This window comes from Picosynechococcus sp. NKBG15041c, assembly GCF_055380235.1.
Genome location: NZ_AP040363.1, coordinates 654,580 through 673,429, shown reverse-complemented (window position 1 = coordinate 673,429; position 18,850 = coordinate 654,580). Strand labels below are relative to the sequence as shown.

14 protein-coding genes, 1 tRNA gene and 1 pseudogene are annotated in these 18,850 nt (G+C 50.4%); 15 read left to right on the top strand and 1 reads right to left on the bottom strand.

Annotated elements, in window-relative coordinates:
- Positions 1 to 6 precede the first annotated feature (6 nt).
- The 8 genes from ACZ45B_RS03250 (at position 7) to ACZ45B_RS03215 (ending at position 11,154) form a co-directional block, all read left to right on the top strand.
- Complete coding sequence (locus tag ACZ45B_RS03250; protein WP_024545005.1) at positions 7 to 1,605, top strand: iron uptake porin; 1,599 nt, start codon at positions 7 to 9, stop codon at positions 1,603 to 1,605.
- 119 nt (positions 1,606 to 1,724) lie between these two features.
- Positions 1,725 to 1,943 carry a hypothetical protein gene (locus ACZ45B_RS03245; protein WP_081699618.1) on the top strand — a complete coding sequence of 73 codons (219 nt, stop codon included), beginning with the start codon at positions 1,725 to 1,727 and terminating at the stop codon, positions 1,941 to 1,943.
- 75 nt (positions 1,944 to 2,018) lie between these two features.
- Entirely contained in the window at positions 2,019 to 3,695 is a 1,677-nt protein-coding gene (locus ACZ45B_RS03240; RefSeq protein ID WP_024545003.1) for a DUF3352 domain-containing protein, read from the top strand.
- Positions 3,696 to 3,792: 97 nt separating this feature from the next.
- On the top strand, positions 3,793 to 6,075 hold the full coding sequence (locus tag ACZ45B_RS03235) for a serine/threonine-protein kinase (RefSeq protein ID WP_236612388.1): 2,283 nt from the start codon (positions 3,793 to 3,795) through the stop codon (positions 6,073 to 6,075).
- Between the two features lie 177 nt (positions 6,076 to 6,252).
- Positions 6,253 to 6,735, top strand: coding sequence for a crossover junction endodeoxyribonuclease RuvC (locus ACZ45B_RS03230; RefSeq protein WP_024545001.1), 483 nt, complete (start codon positions 6,253 to 6,255; stop codon positions 6,733 to 6,735).
- A 98-nt stretch (positions 6,736 to 6,833) separates the two neighbouring features.
- Positions 6,834 to 8,648 (top strand): threonine--tRNA ligase, encoded by a 1,815-nt coding sequence (gene thrS, locus ACZ45B_RS03225; RefSeq protein WP_029681667.1) that lies wholly within the window; start codon positions 6,834 to 6,836, stop codon positions 8,646 to 8,648.
- 65 nt (positions 8,649 to 8,713) lie between these two features.
- A complete protein-coding gene (locus tag ACZ45B_RS03220) occupies positions 8,714 to 9,163 on the top strand; it encodes a DUF29 domain-containing protein (protein WP_024544999.1) in 450 nt (149 codons plus the stop codon).
- Between the two features lie 50 nt (positions 9,164 to 9,213).
- Positions 9,214 to 11,154 (top strand): ABC-F family ATP-binding cassette domain-containing protein, encoded by a 1,941-nt coding sequence (locus ACZ45B_RS03215; RefSeq protein WP_024544998.1) that lies wholly within the window; start codon positions 9,214 to 9,216, stop codon positions 11,152 to 11,154.
- 79 nt (positions 11,155 to 11,233) lie between these two features.
- Here the strand turns inward: ACZ45B_RS03215 and ACZ45B_RS03210 are convergent.
- Positions 11,234 to 11,320 (bottom strand) — tRNA-Ser (locus tag ACZ45B_RS03210).
- A 70-nt stretch (positions 11,321 to 11,390) separates the two neighbouring features.
- On the opposite strand from ACZ45B_RS03210, the gene ACZ45B_RS03205 reads away from it, so the two are divergent.
- The 7 genes and pseudogenes from ACZ45B_RS03205 to ACZ45B_RS03175 all read left to right on the top strand — a co-directional run bounded on the left by ACZ45B_RS03205 (position 11,391) and on the right by ACZ45B_RS03175 (position 18,743).
- Positions 11,391 to 11,759 carry a 2Fe-2S iron-sulfur cluster-binding protein gene (locus tag ACZ45B_RS03205; protein ID WP_024544997.1) on the top strand — a complete coding sequence of 123 codons (369 nt, stop codon included), beginning with the start codon at positions 11,391 to 11,393 and terminating at the stop codon, positions 11,757 to 11,759.
- Positions 11,760 to 11,819: 60 nt separating this feature from the next.
- Complete coding sequence (locus ACZ45B_RS03200; RefSeq protein ID WP_024544996.1) at positions 11,820 to 12,659, top strand: inositol monophosphatase family protein; 840 nt, start codon at positions 11,820 to 11,822, stop codon at positions 12,657 to 12,659.
- Positions 12,660 to 12,732: 73 nt separating this feature from the next.
- Positions 12,733 to 13,644: a J domain-containing protein gene (locus tag ACZ45B_RS03195; protein WP_024544995.1), complete on the top strand. Its 912-nt coding sequence runs from the start codon at positions 12,733 to 12,735 to the stop codon at positions 13,642 to 13,644.
- Between the two features lie 34 nt (positions 13,645 to 13,678).
- On the top strand, positions 13,679 to 14,893 hold the full coding sequence (locus ACZ45B_RS03190) for an ATP phosphoribosyltransferase regulatory subunit (RefSeq protein WP_024544994.1): 1,215 nt from the start codon (positions 13,679 to 13,681) through the stop codon (positions 14,891 to 14,893).
- Between the two features lie 59 nt (positions 14,894 to 14,952).
- Positions 14,953 to 15,594, top strand: coding sequence for an ATP phosphoribosyltransferase (gene hisG, locus ACZ45B_RS03185; protein WP_024544993.1), 642 nt, complete (start codon positions 14,953 to 14,955; stop codon positions 15,592 to 15,594).
- Positions 15,595 to 15,733: 139 nt separating this feature from the next.
- Positions 15,734 to 17,053, top strand: a pseudogene (rimO, locus tag ACZ45B_RS03180) (30S ribosomal protein S12 methylthiotransferase RimO).
- A 175-nt stretch (positions 17,054 to 17,228) separates the two neighbouring features.
- Positions 17,229 to 18,743 carry a DEAD/DEAH box helicase gene (locus ACZ45B_RS03175; RefSeq protein ID WP_024544991.1) on the top strand — a complete coding sequence of 505 codons (1,515 nt, stop codon included), beginning with the start codon at positions 17,229 to 17,231 and terminating at the stop codon, positions 18,741 to 18,743.
- Positions 18,744 to 18,850 lie beyond the last annotated feature (107 nt).

Here is an 18,850-nt window from a genome sequence, read left to right as displayed (position 1 = left end):
AAAACTATGGCTTTTTTGAGACATGTGTCCCTAGCAACGGCGGCCTTTTTGGCCGTAGCAAATCAGGCGATCGCCCAGGACAATCAAGACCTGCTGGTGCAAATCAACCAGTACAGTGACGACGCCTCAGCCGCTCAAGTGAATAGCGTTTTCCAACTCAGTGACGTTTCCCCCTCTGACTGGGCGTTTGATGCACTCCGTAACCTGGTAGAGAATTACAACTGCATCGTCGGCTATCCTGATGGCACTTTCCGGGGAAGTCGCCCCCTGAGCCGCTATGAATTTGCGGCGGGTCTGAACGCTTGTCTCCAGCAGATCGAGCGGATGATCCAGGAGGGGGGTGAGGTTAGTGTGGAAGATCTAGCAGCTCTCCGTCGTCTCCTTGACGAATTTGAAGTAGAACTGGCCACCCTGGGCGATCGCGTTGGTGATCTCGAAGGACGCGTTGACTTTTTAGAAGATCACCAGTTCTCTACCACCACGAAACTGATGGGAGAGGTTTCCTTTAATGTTTCCGATGCCTTTGGTAGTGACGTTGATGCCCAGACCGTTTTCCAAGATAAAGTCCGTCTCCAACTGGTAACCAGTTTCACTGGGCGAGACCAACTCTATACTCGTCTCAGCGCTGGTAATGCAGGGACTTCCTTTATCAGTCGCTATGGCATTGCCCCCCTCACCCAAGAAGGCCGCTTTAGCTATGACGGCGAAACAGACAATGACATCACTATCGATCGTCTCCACTATGTTTTTCCCCTTGGGAACAAGACCACTGTCACCGCCATGGCCAGTCTGGGGGGCCACCACTTCTATGCCGACACCTTTAACACCGGCCTCGAAGCGGGGGGCGGCTCCAATGGCGCGCTCTCTCGCTTTGGGGAGCGCAATCCTATTTATCGCCTTGGTCTAGGGGTTCCTAGCACGGGTATTGGTGTCCGCCACAATTTCAACGATACTTTCCAAGTTTCAGCTGGCTACCTCGCGAAAAATGGCAGTGACCCCAGTGACCGCAATGGCCTTTTTGATGGCAGCTATTCTGCCCTGGCTCAACTGGTGGTGAAGCCCAGCGATCGCCTCAGATTTGGCCTCAACTATCTCCGGGGTTATGACACCGCCAACGGTGCCTTCGCCTATGGGGGGACTGGCACCAGATGGGGCAACCTTGGCGCAGGGACTGACCCTGTCCTGGGGACTTTAGGGGCGATCGAAAGTGACTCTTTTGGTTTCCAAACCCAATGGGACGTGAGCGATCGCGTCAGTCTGCGGGGTTGGGTCGGCTATACCAATGCCGATTTCCTCGATGCCGATGGCTCCGCCGATATCTGGACTTGGGCCGGTATTCTTGCTTTCCCTAACCTTGGTAAACCCGGCAACATGGGCGCAATCATCGTTGGAGCAGAACCCTATGCCAGTAACTTAGAAATTGGTGGTGCTGCCCCTGTTGGGTTCACCGATGATATGCCTTTGCACATTGAAGGTCTCTACAAATATCAACTCACGCGGAATATCTCCATTACCCCTGGTGTCATTTGGTTGGTCAATCCCAACCAAGATACGAACAATGCAGATATCGTGATCGGGACAGTCCGCACAACCTTTACGTTCTAGATCAGGTATTGATGGCCCAAGTCGTATCAACTCAACCAAACACCTCACACAAACTCTTTGAAGTTTGGTACTGCTAGATTCTCTAATATTCCCCGCCCCTAAACAGGCGGGGATTTTTTATGATCTCTGTAGTCCCCATAAAGAATTTGTTTGAAGTGGCCCGTATTCGAGAAAAAAATTGTGAAACCTGTCAAAATGCCGTCTCTGTGCGATACCGCATTCAGCATGACCCAAGCCAGCGGTGGATTTTGGTGTGCCCAGACTGCCGGCGGAAGTTGGCCGAAAATAATGCTCACTATCGCTACGGGGGCACTTGGAAAGCAAAAAAGCGCCATTAAAGCTCCCCATTTGGGAGAATTTTCGATCCTCCCGAGGGAATGAGATAATAGACCCCGTGCGTTTCTAGGCAATCCATGAAATCTCGTTCCTTCTTTGTCTATCTCGGTCTTCTGGTGGTACTCCTACTCTCGATAGGAGTGGGCAGTTGGGTCGGTATCTTGAAACATAGCCCTTTGCCTTGGCTCCAGGGTGGGGTAACGCGTAACCCAGCCGCAGCTTTATTTGTGCCCCGCCAAGCGCCTTTGATGGTTTCTCTGGTGGTGAATCCCGAAAAATTAGCGGCCTTGGGTTTGGTGCAGACCCCCTGGGGAAAACGACGGGCTACCCTGACAGAGTTACAACAGGTGAAAACGAGTTTGCTCAGTGCTACGGGCCTAGACTACAGGCGGCAGATCGAGCCTTGGTTAGGGGACGAAATTAGTTTGGCAGTAACGACCCTCGATGTGGACCGGGATCTCAGTAATGGGGTGCAGCCCGGCTATCTACTGATGGTGGAAGCGCGGGATGAGAATTTAGCGAAGGAATTTTTACAACTCTCTTACACTGACCAGGCGATCGCCCCGGAAGCGGGTTTAACCTTTGATCAATACAAAGGCGTTAACTTAGTCATCCCCGAAGCGGGTAGTCATCGTTTTGCCAGTGCGATTATCGGCAATTATGTGCTGTTTGCGAACGAGGCGAAGGTGCTGCGCAATGCAATCAATACGGTGCAGGTGCCGGATTTAAACCTCAGTCATGACCCGCAGTATATCGAAGCCCTAGAAACCATCGATCGCCAACACATCGGTGTGATGGTGGCGAATCTACCAGCCTTGAGCGCCTGGATCGCCAACGATCCGGCCCCCGAAGAGCCCACCCTAGAACAGCGGTTGGCGATCGCCATCGGTCTCCATCCGGAAGGATTGATTGCAGAAACAGCTTTGATTGGGGAAACCCAGCCGGCCCTAGTGCCCGGCACGACAGCCCCACCGACCCATGTACTCAACTACATTCCTGATGATGCGATGTTGGCGATCGCCGGCCAAGATTTACAGCAGCTCTGGCAGTCGGCGACCACGGGATTAAACCCCAAGAGCCCCCTTTCACAGATTTTGCAACAGGCAGTAGCTGCGATCCAGGAACCCCTCGGCATTGATTTACCGGAAGATATTTTCGCTTGGATTTCGGGGGAATATGCCCTCGCCCTCGTGCCGGATGCCGAACGCAATCAAGTGGAATGGCTGTTTGTGGCGGAACGCAATCAAGGGACTGACCTCGAGCCAGTTATGGAGCATTTTGACAGCTTGGCCCAGGAAAAAGGCTTAAGTGTGGGTCGTCTGCCCCTGGGCGATCGCCGGGTCACCGCCTGGACAGAGATCGACACCAAAGACCGCGACAATTTGGTGCAACTAAACGCCAATGTGCGGGGCGCCCACCTCAGCCTCGACGATTACGAACTGTTTGCCACTTCCGTAAAGACCCTCAGTCGTTCCCTCAAGGCCAATGAAGGGCGATCGCTTTTGGCCAACAAAGATTTCCAGACCAGTATTGCCCAGTTGCCGACGGAAAACAGCGGTTATTTCTTTGCCGATTGGCGCCAGGGCTCCCAACTGTTTAAAACCCAAGTGCCCATTCTGCGAGTGGTAGACTATGTCGCCAAACCCTTCTTCAACCACCTACGGAGCTTTACCCTCACCAGCACAGGCAGCACCCAGGATATCCGGCGATCGACCCTATTTTTTAACCTCTCGCCCAACCGTTTACAAAATTGAGACCTAGACCGATTTCCCAAAGCAGCGATTACCATAGAAAAAATGCTAAATACAACATCTCCTGACAACTCACTGGTAAAAAAGCTCCTGCTGACCTTTGCCATTTCTCACCCAACAATTTAAACCCACTTCTTTCTATCGCCATTCGCCGATGACCGCCTCTCTCTTAGCTCCAGGAAAAGTTCTGCGCGGACGTTATCAGATCCTCCGGGAATTGGCCCAGGGGGGATTTGGGGCGACTTTTTTGGCAGAAGACCAAGATCTTCCGAAGCGGCCCATCTGTGTGGTGAAGCTTCTTAAACCCCAGACCACCGACGCGACGACTTTGGCCACAGCCCGGCGTTTGTTTGAGACAGAGGCAAAAATTTTGGATGAATTGGGGCAACATCCGCAAATTCCCCAATTATTTGCCTATTTTGAGGAAGGTCAAGATTTTTATCTGGTTGAAGAATACATCGAAGGGGAAAGTTTCTGGGCGGAATTACAAAATCGGCCCCCTTTTACCCCAGAGGAGGCGATCGCCCTCCTACAGGAAATCCTTGGGCTTTTAACCTTTATCCATAGCCATCAGGTGATCCACCGGGACTTAAACCCCAGTAATCTAATCCGACGCCAAACGGACCAAAAACTCTGTTTGATTGATTTTGGGGCGGTGAAACAGGTCACAACGCAGTTTGTGAGTACCTCTGGTCGGGCCACCGTTGCCATCGGCACCCAGGGCTATTTCCCCAGTGAGCAGGCCCAGGGACGGCCCCAATTTTCGAGTGATATCTACGCAGCGGGGATGATCGCCATCGAAGCCCTCACCGGGCGATCGCCCCATAGCCTCCCCACCGACCCCAAAACCGGGGAAGTGCAATGGCAAGATTTGGTAGATATCCCCAAAGATCTAGCGCAGATTTTACAAAAAATGGTGCGCCACGATTTTCGGGAGCGTTTCACCAAGGCCCAGGCAGTACAGCAAGCGTTGCAAGAATTAAACCCCACTCAACCCGGGACTGCCATTGCCCAAGCGGTGAGCCAGATTCGGCAATTACCCCAAACGGCGATCGCCCGACCTCTGAGCCGGGTTTCCACAGCGATTTCCCAGCAGTACCAGCGCCTCAACCCCAATCGGGAACAAATTGTCAAAGCAGCCCTCCTGGGTTTGGGTTTAACCGCCTTGGTGAGTCTCGGTCTCGGGGCTAATGTGGGCTTGCGCTGGTGGTCGGCGCGGCAAGCTCTACTCGCCCAGTATGAAGAGGCCCAAGTACTCCAGGCAGAGAATCAATATGAAGCGGCCCTCGCCCAGTATGGCCAGGTTTTACGCACAGATCCCAAGCACCAAGGAGCGCTTCTGGGGAAAGCTCAGGTTTTACAGGCTTTAGGACGATTGGATGAAGCGATTCAAGCCTATGATGATCTGCTAGAAATCAATGAACGACGCTGGGAAGCCTGGTGGGGGAAAGGAAGAATTGCAGGCGATCGCCGACAGTATGACCAAGCCCTTGGTTTTTTAGACCGCGCCATCGAAGTAAATTCTCGCCAAGCACCAGTCTGGGAAACCAAAGTCAGAATCCACCTTGCCCAGGGGGAAACCAGTGCCGCCCTCAGTAGCTTAGACAGCTTTTTAGACCTAGATCGGCAACAGGTGTGGGCCTGGTTTGAAAAGGGCTTGATTCACCACGGTCGGGAAGAATATGGCGAGGCGATCGCCGCCTACCAACAGGCCATCCGCCTCGATGACCAAAATGCAGATCTTTGGTATCAGCAGGGCAACAGCTACAGCAAATTGCAACGACACCGTAATGCCCGGGACGCCTATCGCCGGGTGGTGGACCTGAAACCCGACTATGCCGCCGCTTGGTATAGCCTGGGCATGACCCAGAACCAACTGCGCAATTACCCCGCTGCCCAGGATGCCTTTGTCAACGTGACACGCCTTGAGCCAAATAATGACCGCGCTTGGTATCATCTCGCCTGGAATGCTGAAAATAATGAAGATTACCCCACAGCGATTGCTGCTTATCAGCGCACCGTTGCCCTAAAGAGTGATGATCGCCCCAGTTGGCGTAATTTGGGAAATTTACTCTACAGCGCTGAAAACTACCCCGAGGCGATCGCCGCCTATGAAAATGCCCTCCGTCTTGATGATGCTGACGGAGACACTTGGGCTCGCCTCGGCAGAGCCTATCAAATTTTGGGGCAATATGAAGTCGCGATTGCTGCCTATGATCAGGCTCTCCAGTACAGGCCTAATGACGAACAAATTTTAGACGATCGCCAGGTTGCGGAGGAACAACTCCAGCGGGAGCAAGCCCAGGAAAATGCCGAAGAAGGCGCCGAAAATCTCAAAAAATTGCTGCGGGATACCCTACGGGAAATTGTGCCTTGGCTTTAGGGTCAGAATTCTGCCTGTTGCTGATGCCCGTGTCCTAGGGAGCTTTAAGCAATTGGTAGGATGAGTTGTTCAGCAGGTTAGGCCATCGCGGTAAGATGCTGACCAGCGAGGCGCAGCTCAAGAACGACTATCCCCACGACTGCTACTGTCTTACACCGTCATGAGAAGTGCTGTACTATGAAGCGTTGGCTTGGTATTGATCCCGGATTAGCGATTATTGGCTGGGCCGTTTTAGAGGAACAGGGACAAGCGCTGCCGACAATTCTTGATTACGGCATTATTGAAACGGAAAAACATCTTTCTACGCCTCAGCGACTCCTGGAAATTGAGCAGGATTACACAGAACTACTAACGGAATTTCAACCCCAGGCGATCGCCATTGAGATGCCTTTTTTTAGCCGTCAGATCAAAGCGGCGGGGGGCGTATTACAGGGATTAGGTGTTTTAAACCTCGTCAGTTGGCGGGAATTGCAGATCGAACCGATTTATCTGCACCAATCCAGTTGGAAATGTCACATCGGCAACGCCAAAGCCGATAAAAAAGAAGTGGCGCTACTCATCCAGTCCATTTTTAACCTGGCGTCTATTCCCATTGATGATAGTGTCGATGCCATGGCGATCGCCTATGCCGCGTCCTGTGGCTTGCGGAATAACATCTGATTTAGCGCCGATCGCCACCAGGGAGCAGATAACATAGAATAACGACCTGCTAAACTTTTCTGAGCATTTTTCGAGCAATTAAGGAGCGCATTCAAAACATGGATCAGGCAATTGGGGAACAACTCGAACCGATGAAACTGCCGAAAACGAGCGAATCAGACAGCCTCAAACGGATTCGTCACACCACTTCCCACGTCATGGCGATGGCAGTGCAAAAGCTTTTCCCCGATGCGCAGGTCACCATTGGCCCCTGGACAGAAAATGGGTTTTACTACGATTTTGATAAAAAAGAACCCTTCAGCGAAGCGGATCTCAAGGCGATCAAAAAAGAGATGGTAAAGATCATCAAGAAAAAATTGCCTGTGATCCGTGAAGAAATTCCCCGGGCCGAGGCGGAAAAACGAATTCAGGCGATTAACGAACCCTACAAACTGGAAATCCTCGAAGGCATCCATGACCCGATCACCCTCTATTACCTGGGTGATCAATGGTGGGATCTCTGTGCGGGTCCCCACGTGGAAAATACAGGCGATATTAATCCTAAGGCGATCGCCCTCGAATCTGTCGCCGGAGCCTATTGGCGTGGCGATGAAAACCGTCAACAGTTACAGCGCATCTATGGCACAGCCTGGGAAACCCCCGAACAGCTTAAAGAATATCAACGGCGCAAGGAAGAAGCCCTCAAACGTGATCACCGCAAACTGGGTAAAGAACTGGGACTGTTTATCTTCTCCGATCAAGTGGGTCCTGGTTTACCCCTCTGGACGCCGAAGGGCACCTTAATCCGTTCCACCCTCGAAAATTTCCTCAAAGCTGAACAGACCAAACGCGGCTATCAAGGGGTTGTTACGCCCCACATCGCCCGTGTGGATCTGTTTAAAGTGTCCGGTCACTGGCAGAACTACCGCGAGGATATGTTCCCGATGATGGCGGATGGCGACGCAGAACGATTGGCAGAACAGGGTTTTGTAATGAAGCCGATGAACTGTCCTTTCCACATCCAAATCTATAAAGATCAACTGCGTTCCTACCGTGAATTGCCGATCCGTCTGGCGGAATTTGGGACGGTTTATCGTTACGAACAATCTGGCGAATTGGGCGGTTTAACCCGTGTGCGCGGCTTTACGGTGGACGATTCGCACCTGTTTGTCACGCCGGATCAACTAGAAAAAGAATTCTTTAATGTAGTTGACCTGATTTTGACCGTGTTCAAGAGCCTGCAACTGAAGAATTTCAAGGCGCGTTTAAGTTTCCGCGATCCCAATTCGGATAAATATATTGGTTCCGATGAAGTCTGGGAAAAAGCCCAAAACGCGATCCGCAAAGCCGTTACCCAACTGGATATGGACTATTTTGAAGCTGAGGGGGAAGCCGCTTTTTATGGTCCCAAACTCGATTTCATTTTCCAAGATGTCCTAGAGCGGGAATGGCAACTGGGAACGGTTCAGGTGGATTACAATTTGCCCGAACGCTTTGAACTGGAATATGTTTCCGAAGATGGTTCGCGCCAACGCCCTGTGATGATTCACCGGGCGCCCTTTGGTTCCCTAGAGCGATTGATCGGTATTCTGATCGAAGAATATGCGGGTGATTTCCCCCTCTGGTTGGCTCCCGAACAGGTGCGCATTTTGCCCGTCAGCGATGAATTTTATGATTACGCCAAGGAGCAAGCCGACAAACTGCAAGCTCTGGGTATTCGGGCGATCGCCGATGCATCGGGTGAACGTCTCGGTAAACTGATCCGCAACGCCGAAAAACAGAAAATCCCTGTCATGGCGATCGCCGGCGTAAAAGAAGTGGAAACCAACAGTTTAAGCATTCGTACCCGTGCTTCTGGTGAACTAGGGGCGATCGGTATGGCTGAAGTGATTTCCCGTCTAGTGGAAGCAAACACCAACCACACCAATTTCTAGTACAAACAACTGGGGGTTAATCATCCCATTAACCTCCTTTTTTCCTTTCTTGGGAGGGCAAAATCATGACCAATCTCCAGTCGAATACCCTCTACGATCAAGATTTTCACCAATGGATTGAGCAAACAATTGTTTGTTTGAAATCTGGCGATTTACAAGCCCTAGATCGCATCAATTTAATTGAGGAGATGGATGCCTTGGGCAAACGTGAAAAAAGGGAACTAGAAAATCGATTAATTACCTTATTTGAACATGCCCTCAAGCGACAATATGTTCCTTTAGAAGATTGCTATCGGGGTTGGGATGTGACTATTCGCCGGACCCAAAAAGACATTTTGAAAATTCTGCGAGATTCTCCCAGTTTAAAACCCTATCTTCAGAATATTTTCCTTGACTGTTATCAAGAAGCCCTTGAAAATATGCAGCTAGAATATGATGTCAGTTTCCCGGAAAGCTATCCTTTCCCAACAGAATTTGACCAATTGTTAACTCAGTCTCTCAGTCATTCTGAGTAAAAACAAATAGGCGATCGCCTAAACTATTTTCAGTCACTTGATTATCATCCATGAGTATCATCAACCTCCAAGGCATCAAAAAAGATTTTGGTATCAAAGAAATTCTCCGTGAAGCAAACCTCATTATTGATGATGCTGATAAAGTTGGTTTAATTGGTGTCAATGGCGGCGGCAAATCGACCCTATTGAAAATGATTGCAGGCATCGAACCTATCGATGGCGGCAAAAGACTTGTGCGATCAGGGGCAAGAATTATTTATTTACCCCAACAGCCAGAAATTGATCCTGAAAATACTGTTTTGGATCAAATTTTTGCGAACTGTGGTGAACAAATGAAATGGGTGAAAGCCTATGAAGATCTTTCCCATAAAATGGCAAAGGCAACGGGAGATGAACTCAACGCTCTGATGGGCGACTTGACCCGCATCACTGAAAAAATGGATGCCCTCAACGCCTGGGAAGTGGAAACCAAAGCAAAGGTGATTTTAAGTAAATTAGGGATTGACGATTTTGAGGCAAAAGTAGGCGATTTGTCCGGGGGCTATCGGAAACGGATTGCCCTTGCTTCCGCTCTTTTATCTGAACCAGAATTACTATTAATGGATGAGCCGACCAACCATTTAGACGCGGATTCCGTGGAATGGTTACAGGATTATCTCAAGCAATTTTCAGGGGCATTATTATTAATTACCCACGACCGTTACTTTCTTGATCAAGTGACGACTCGAATTGTGGAAATTGATCGCGGTGATCTCTATGGTTATGCCGGAAATTATTCTTATTATTTAGAAAAAAAAGCCCTTGCAGAGGAATCTGCCGCTAGTAGCCAACAAAAACACAAAGGGGTCTTGCGGCGAGAATTAGAATGGTTGAAGCGAGGGCCAAAAGCACGTAGTACGAAACAAAAAGCTCGCATTGATCGTATTACAGAGATGCGGAATAAAACTTTTAAAGAAGCACAGGGTAAGGTGGAAATTGATACCCCTGGACGGCGCATTGGCAAAAAAGTTGTTGTTGTGGAAAACCTGTGTAAAACCTTTGGCGATCGCCCGATTGTCAAAGACTTTAGCTATGAATTTACCCCAGAAGATCGCATTGGGATTATTGGTGGTAACGGGGCCGGGAAATCGACCTTCTTAAACCTGATTACCGAGCGTCTAGAGCCTGATAGCGGCAAGGTTGAAATCGGCAGTACGATTCATGTCGGCTATTTCGACCAGCATTCCGATGATCTTTTAGGAGAATCCACCCAAAACCAAAGGGTTATTGACTACATTAAAGATGTGGCTACCTATGTGCAAACTGCCGACGGAACCCAGATTAGTGCTTCCCAAATGTTGGAGCGATTTTTGTTTCCCCCAGACCAACAATATGCGCCCATTCATAAACTCTCTGGAGGCGAAAAACGCCGCCTCTTTTTGCTCAAGATTTTAATGGCCGCGCCTAATCTTTTAATCCTTGATGAACCGACTAATGATCTTGATGTGCAAACCCTTTCAATCCTTGAAGATTATCTCGAAGATTTTAATGGCTGTGTGATTATTGTTGCCCATGATCGCTACTTTTTAGACCGAACAGTGAACACAATCTTTGCCCTCGAAGGAGGTGGTCAAATACGTCAATATCCAGGCAATTATTCAATTTATCTGGACTACAAAAAGGCAGAGGAAGCGAAAAATGCCCTAGACGCCCAACCTAAAAAAACACAACCTGCTGTAAAGCCCCAGGCGATCGCCCCGGCACCCCAACCTACCAGTGCACAAAAATCTACTCCTTCCCGTCGTTTGTCAAACTACCAACGCCGTGAGTTAGAGCAACTCGAACATGAGATTATTCCGGAACTAGAAGCTCAACGGGAAGCATTACAAACTAAACTCGCCAACCAGACCGACTACGAGCAGCTTCAAGCCCTATCTATGGAACTAGAAACCCTCAACCATGACATCGAAACCAAAACCGAACGTTGGCTGGAACTCGCAGAATTGGCATAAGTGACAGTCCTACATTACTAACCCAAAAAGCCCCGGAATAATCCAGGGCTTTCTGAGAAATTAAGTTCTAAATTTATAACGGAGAGAGAGGGATTCGAACCCTCGTTAGAGTTACCCCTAAACAGCATTTCCAGTGCTGCGCCTTCAACCACTCGGCCATCTCTCCAGATGGGGCACGGTTAATGATTATACAATAACCAAAGGAAAAGGCAACTTTTTATTTTTTTTGGTGTCACATGGCTAAAACTCACAAAATCACAATCAATTATCGGCAAATTAACGAAACCCAGACTTTTACTGTTCCAGAGGATGAGTTTATTCTGCGGAGTATCGAAAAACAGGGTTTTCAAATTCCTTTCTCGTGCCGTAATGGAGCCTGCACCACCTGCGCTGTCAGAGTTTTATCTGGTGATCTTGAGCAGAAATACGCCATGGGTCTTTCCCCAGACTTGCAACGGCAAGGCTATGCCTTAATGTGCGTTAGTCATGCCAAGAGTGATCTGGTGGTGGAAACCCAGGACGAGGATGAGGTTTATGAACTGCAGTTTGGCCGGAATTTCGGCAAAGGGCGGATCCGCTTTGGGCTGCCCCTCGATGAAGATTAAGGCAATGATGAAAAAGGCGATCGCCTCCCCTTACCTTTAGCAAAACCGCTCCCCATGCCTATGTCCTTTCCGTCTCCCACCGAACGTCAAACTTACCTCGACATCGCTACCGAAGCCGCCCTCAGTGCTGGCGCTGTCCTAAAAAAGTATTACGGCAACCTCCAACAGGTACGTGATAAAGCAACCCCAGGTGATCTGATCACCGAAGCCGACACCGCCTCCGAAGCGGTAATCATCGAACTCCTCCAGAGACATCTACCGGACTTTCCGATCCACGCCGAAGAAGCAGGCCAATTCCTCACCGCGAAAAATAGTCCCTATCTCTGGCTGATCGACCCCCTCGATGGCACCGTCAACTACGCCCATGGCTATCCGATGTTTTCGGTTTCCATTGCCCTGTTATATGCAGGAGACCCTTTAGTCGGTGTGGTATACAATCCCCATCGCGATGAACTTTTCCGCGCGGCCCAAGGATTAGGGGCGACCCTAAATCGGCAACCAATCCAAGTCTCAGAGACCACCCAACTCCAAAAGAGCTTACTCACCACTGGCTTTGCCTACGATCGCCGCCAAACTAAAGACAATAACTACATCGAATTTTGCTACCTCACTCACGAAACCCAAGGGGTCAGGCGGGGTGGGTCTGCTGCCCTAGACCTCGTGGATGTGGCCTGTGGTCGTCTTGATGGATATTGGGAAAGAGGGATTCAACCCTGGGATATGGCCGCTGGGATATGTATCCTCCGGGAAGCAGGGGGAACCGTCACTAGCTACGATCAAACCCCCCTACAAATAAACAGTGGTAGACTCCTCGCCACCAATGGAAAAATCCATGGTTTTTTAAGTGCCGCTCTCCAGGAAGCGCCTGGGTGGTTCAAGGAATACTATTCCCTGGGCTAATTGCCCCTAAACTGAATCGTTGTACCTGTTCGAGAATCGGTCATAATTAGGTCACTAGAGCCTTTATAAACCTATGTCGCTTGCCATTAATCAAGGATTATTTGCCCGGAAAATTGTCGATCACTTTGCGGTGCTCGGCTTACCCATTGATGCTGATACAAAAGTTGTGCGGAAAGCCTATCTGCGCATCGCCCAACGGCTTCATCCGGACACCTGTGCCCTGTTGCAGGCGGCAGAAAAAAACCTGGCAAGTGAACTGTTATCTAAACTGGTTAACCCTGCCTACGAGAAATTGTCCAAGCCGGTGTCTTGGTCAGAATATCAGGTGATCCTCGTACAGCTAAGCCAACAACTTAGTAATGAGTTTGGCCCTTTGGAGATCATCTCAGAAAGTGCCCGGGCGCTTTCCAATGAAACGACGGACCTGCCAGCACTCTATCGGGAAAAAGTCGAGGCGATCGCCCAGGCGAATTACACCAAAATGAACGCCGTTCCCCAGGCGATCGCCGAACTCAGCGAACTCAATCTGGTCTATCTCCAATATTTAGGCAAAAGTAAAAAAGCTGCCGCTCGGGAAACAACGAACCAAACCTCTGGCCAAGCTGTACCGACAACACCAGGCGCCCAGCCCTTTAGAACCACCAGCTCATCTTCTTTAGAGGCAGCCCTCTGGCGGGGGGAAGAACATCTCAAAAAAGGCAACTATGCCAAAGCCGCCCTAGAGTTCCGTGATGCCTTACAACTTGACCCCAATTGCATCAAAGCCCACGCGCTAATGGGGCAAGTTTACCTAAAGCAAAACCAGTTGGCCATGGCTAAAGTTCATATCAAAAAAGCCTACACCTCAAAGCCGACTGATCCCCTCGTGCGCCAGGTTAAACAGGAACTCGAAAAAGTAATGGGCAGTGCCCTTGATACCCATCCAGGCACGCAAAAACAAAAGGGCGGCTTATTTGGCGGTTTGTTTGGTGGGAAAAAGAAGTAGAATAGGCGACGGCAAAGCTCAAAATACGGATTTCATGATTCACCAACCCCCCGCAGGTGCAAGGGATTTATTGCCCCTCGAAGTTGCTCAGAAAGCTTGGATTAATGACAATCTCCAAAAAGTTTTTCAGCGGTGGGGCTATCAACGGATCGTCACCTCCACTTTAGAATGGCTCGATACCCTGACGGCTGGGGGGGCAATTGATCGCACCAAAGTGATTCAGCTCCAAACAGCAGAAAGTCAACCCCTCGGGTTACGGCCAGAGTTAACCGCCTCGATCGCCCGGGCCGCCGTGACCCGTATGGCTGAAAATACTTTTCCCCAACGGCTCTGTTACCGGGCCAACGTGTTTCGCCATCCCCCCAGTGGTAGCCATGGCCAACAGATGGAGTTTTACCAGGCCGGGGTAGAATTACTCTTCGCCTCTGGGGTGGTGGCCGATGCTGAAATTATTCTTCTCTTAGCAGAATCTTTAAAGGCGGTGGGCCTCGAAGATTGGCAATTAATTCTGGGGGAAGCGGCCCTTGGGCGATCGCTCCTGGATCCATTTCCTGAAACCTTACGAGAAAAGGTGCGCCATTGCATTGCCCATTTAGACCGGGTGGGCTTGCAGGAGTTGCCCTTAGGGGACGAGCTGAAAGCCTATGCGTTAAAACTCTTTGATCTGCGGGGCAAACCGGAAGCAGTGCTCGCCAAAGTGAGTCAGTTTGAATTGACCCCAGAGGCCCAGGCGATCGTAGCCAATCTTAAGGATTTATTCCGTCTCGTGGCCAGCGGCACCGACAATGCCCTGCCCATCGTTCTGGATTTGACCTTGATCCAAACCTTCGACTACTACACAGGAATTGTGTTTGAAGCAGTCAGTTTCTCCAATCAACAGTCCCATGTGTTAGGCCAGGGGGGACGCTATGATCAGTTGCTGGGCCTTTATCATCCCAATCACGAAGACCATGCAGGTATCGGTTTTTGCCTGAACTTGGAGGAACTCTATAGCTGCTTGCTCCAAACACCCAAACTACCCCGAGCCCTCAAAGGCAGTGATTGGCTGGTGGTCGCCAGAGCGCCAGAGGCCCAAGAGTTTGTTTTCGCCCACGCCCAGACCCTGCGTCAAGCTTCTTCTGCAACCAGGGTAGAAGTGGAATTGGGGGGGCGATCGCCTGAAGAAATTTATGCCTATGCCCGCCGCAATAACATTGCCCAGTTAGCCTGGCTCGATGAAAGGGGTAGCGTAACGACAGAGACCCTCTAAGGTTTTGCTTCAAAAAATTCAGACTACCAAAATATTTTTCGCATATTCATAAAATCCCTATGTTGACCATTGCTATCCCTAAAGGTGGACTCCTCCCGGAGGCGATCGCCCTGCTCCAGCAGGTGGGCCTCGACTTTAGCGCCTTCCTCGACAAAAAAAATCGCCAACTACAAATCACCGATCCTACCGGCACCGCCCGGGCGATGTTGGTGCGCACCCACGATGTCCCCGTTTACGTGGAATATGGTCAGGCCCAATTGGGATTTGCGGGCTATGATGTCCTGCGGGAGAAAAAGCCCGAAGTGGCGAATTTACTCGATCTCAAATTTGGCGGCTGCCGCCTTTCCGTTGCCGTCCCCCAGAGCAGCCCCTACAAAAATCCCCGCCAACTGCCTCCCAACTGCCGCGTCGCTTCAAAGTTTGTCAATTGCGCTAAAGATTATTTTCGCGAATTGGATTTGCCTATTGAAGTGATTCCCCTCCATGGCTCCGTCGAACTCGGCCCGATCACGGGAATGTCTGAGGCGATCGTCGACCTCGTATCCACTGGGAATACCCTGCGAGAAAATAACCTAGAGGAAGTTGAGGTGCTCTTTCAAAGTACGGTGCGCCTCATTGCCCACCCCACCAGTTACCGCGCTAACCGCTACGGACTAGCCCAATTAGCCGAAAAACTGGAGGCGATCGTCGAAAATTCCTAAAGATTTTGTCCAAACGGTAACAAGGTTTGCTGACAATCAAGCAAAAAAAACTTTTCAGCATTGGCCACCAATCCATTACAATAGGTTAAGAAGTTTTTACAAAACCTTGACCTGACCCTGGTTCTTTATTAGAGACTGCATGACCACAAAGCCGACGATCGCCTTTTCCCATCTTGGTTGCGAAAAAAACCGCATTGATACCGAACATATGATTGGGTTACTGGCAGCGTCAGGTTATCAAGTGGATGCCAATGAAGAATTAGCTGACTACGTGGTGGTCAATACCTGCAGTTTCATCGAAGAAGCCCGGGCTGAGTCTGTGCGTACCCTGGTGGAACTGGCTGAAGCCAAGAAGAAAATTGTGATCTCTGGCTGCATGGCCCAACACTTCCAGGAGCAGCTCCTCGAAGAACTCCCGGAAGCGGTGGCCCTGGTGGGCACAGGTGATTATCACAAAATTGTTGATGTGATTCAACGGGCAGAGAAAGGCGAGATTGTGAAGGAAGTTTCCAAAGAGATTTCCTACATTGCCGATGAAACCTTGCCCCGCTACCGCACAACAAATTCGGCCGTGGCTTACCTCCGGGTTGCTGAAGGCTGTGATTACCGCTGTGCCTTCTGTATCATTCCCCATCTGCGGGGTGACCAGCGATCGCGTCCCATCGAGTCCATTGTGGCCGAAGCCAAGTAGTTGGCAAATGAAGGGGTCCAGGAAATTATCTTGATTTCCCAGATCACCACCAACTATGGCAAAGACATTTACGGCAAACCCAAACTGGCCGAGCTTCTCAGGGCCTTGGGTGAAGTCGATGTACCTTGGATCCGCATCCACTATGCCTATCCCACGGGTTTAACCCCCGAAGTGATCGTGGCGATGCGTGAGACCCCCAACGTTATTCCCTATCTGGATCTACCGCTACAACATTCCCATCCAGAAATCCTTCGGGCGATGAATCGTCCTTGGCAAGGTCAAGTCAATGATCGCATCATTGCCGACCTGAAAAAGGCGCTCCCCGATGCAGTTTTGCGCACCACCTTTATCGTGGGTTTCCCCGGCGAGACGGAAGAACACTTCCAGCACCTCGTGGATTTTGTGAAACGCCATGAGTTCGATCATGTGGGCGTGTTTTCTTTCTCCCCTGAGGAAGGAACCGCCGCGATCGAGTTACCCAATCAACTACCACAATCTGTGAAAGATAGCCGTCGGGATGCTCTGATGGAAGTCCAACAGCCGATTGCTGCCCGTCGCAACGAGCTCTGCGTAGGACAAACGGTGGATGTGCTGATCGAACAGGAAAATCCGATGACCGGTGAACTGATCGGGCGATCGCCTAGATTTGCCCCAGACGTTGACGGCTTGGTATATGTCACCGGGGAAGCTTCCCTGGGTGCCATTGTCCCTGTTCACATTACCGCTGCGGATAACTATGACCTCTACGGCACCGTCGTCGAAGCATAACTAGACCGTCCAGCCACACCCCCGGCATTGTCCAGACTGCCAAAAAGCATCCAATTGGTTTAACTCAAAAAACCCAGTTTGGGAAAAGGGTTGGGGGAAGGGATTTACAAAATGAATCTCAAAAATTTTGTCAAACCTTAGCAAATAACCCATCCATAAACCTTACAACTTCTTTATGACCATTTCTTTTCAAACCATCGGCCTTTCTGAAGCACGCGTTGACCTACTAGAAAGCATCGGCTTCGAGAAACCGACCGAAATTCAATGTAAAGCAATCCCCGCAATCCTCGGCGGTCGGGACGTCGTTGGCCTCTCCCAAACAGGCACCGGGAAAACCGCCGCCTATTCTTTGCCTTTCCTCGAAAACATCGATATTGAGCAAAAAACAGTCCAAGGTTTAATCCTGACGCCCACCCGGGAACTAGCAGTGCAGGTAACCCAGTCTCTCAAGGAATTCGCCGTCGATCGCCGTCTATGGGTACTCACCGTTTGCGGTGGCCAATCCATGGAGCGGCAAATTCGTAGCCTCCAGAAGGGTGTTCACATCGTTGTGGGAACTCCAGGCCGGGTGATTGACCTTTTGGAACGGGGCAAGCTGTCCTTTGAAGAGTTGCGTTGGGCCGTGCTCGATGAAGCTGATGAAATGCTGAGCATGGGCTTTATTGATGATGTGAAAAAGATTTTGCGTCAGTCGCCGAAGGAGCGCCAAACGGTTTGTTTCTCGGCCACAATGCCCCCGGCAATTCGCGATTTAGTGGAAAATTTCCTCAATGACCCGGTGAATATCACCATTAAACAGCCCCAGGTCACACCGGATCGAATTGCCCAAGAAGTCTATATGATTCCCCGGGGCTGGTCGAAAACCAAAGCGCTGCTGCCCATCCTTGAGATGGCAAACCCGGAATCGGCGATCATCTTCGTGCGCACCAAGCGGACAGCTTCAGAGTTGACCAATGAGTTGCTCGAAGCCGGCCAAAGCGCTGATGAGTACCATGGCGACCTCAACCAAAACCAACGGGAAAAACTTGTTCGCCGCTTTAAGGAAGGCAAGATCAAAATGATCGTCGCCACCGACATTGCGGCTCGGGGCTTGGATGTGGAGAACCTCAGCCATGTAATTAACTTTGACTTGCCGGATAATACCGAAAGCTATATTCACCGTATTGGTCGAACGGGCCGTGCTGGGAAAACAGGGACGGCGATCGCCCTCGTAGAACCCAGTGACCGTCGTCTGTTGCGCCAAATCGAACGCCGAGTGAAACAATCTCTCAAGGTTTCTACTATTCCGAGCCGTGCCCAAGTGGAAGCACAACGCATCACTCGTTTAGAAGATGAAGTGAAGGCGGCGCTCGCTGGTGAACGGATGGCTTCTTTCCTCCCCATCGTCAAGCGTTTGGGTGATGAGTATGATCCCCAGGCGATCGCAGCGGCGGTTCTCCAGATGATGTACGACACCGATTCTCCCGATTGGATGAAGGAAGATTGGGAAGTACCTGAAATCAGCGAAACCACCGGTATTCCCAAACCCACTAAAGGTGGCGGTCGTCGCTCTGGTGGCGGCGGCTACAAAGGCGGTTACCGTTCTTCTAGCTATGGCGACCGTGACCGTGGCGGCTATCAAGGCGATCGCGATCGTCGTCGTGGCGGCGGTGGTCGTCGCTCCTACAGCAGCCCGACTCGTAGTTCCTAATGATTTTTCATTGGTATCTTAGGGAAATTTTTTCCTAAGATAAAAAAAGTCCCCCTTTTCTACATAGAATTGGGGGCTTTTTTGTGGACTTAATTTATCAGCAAAAT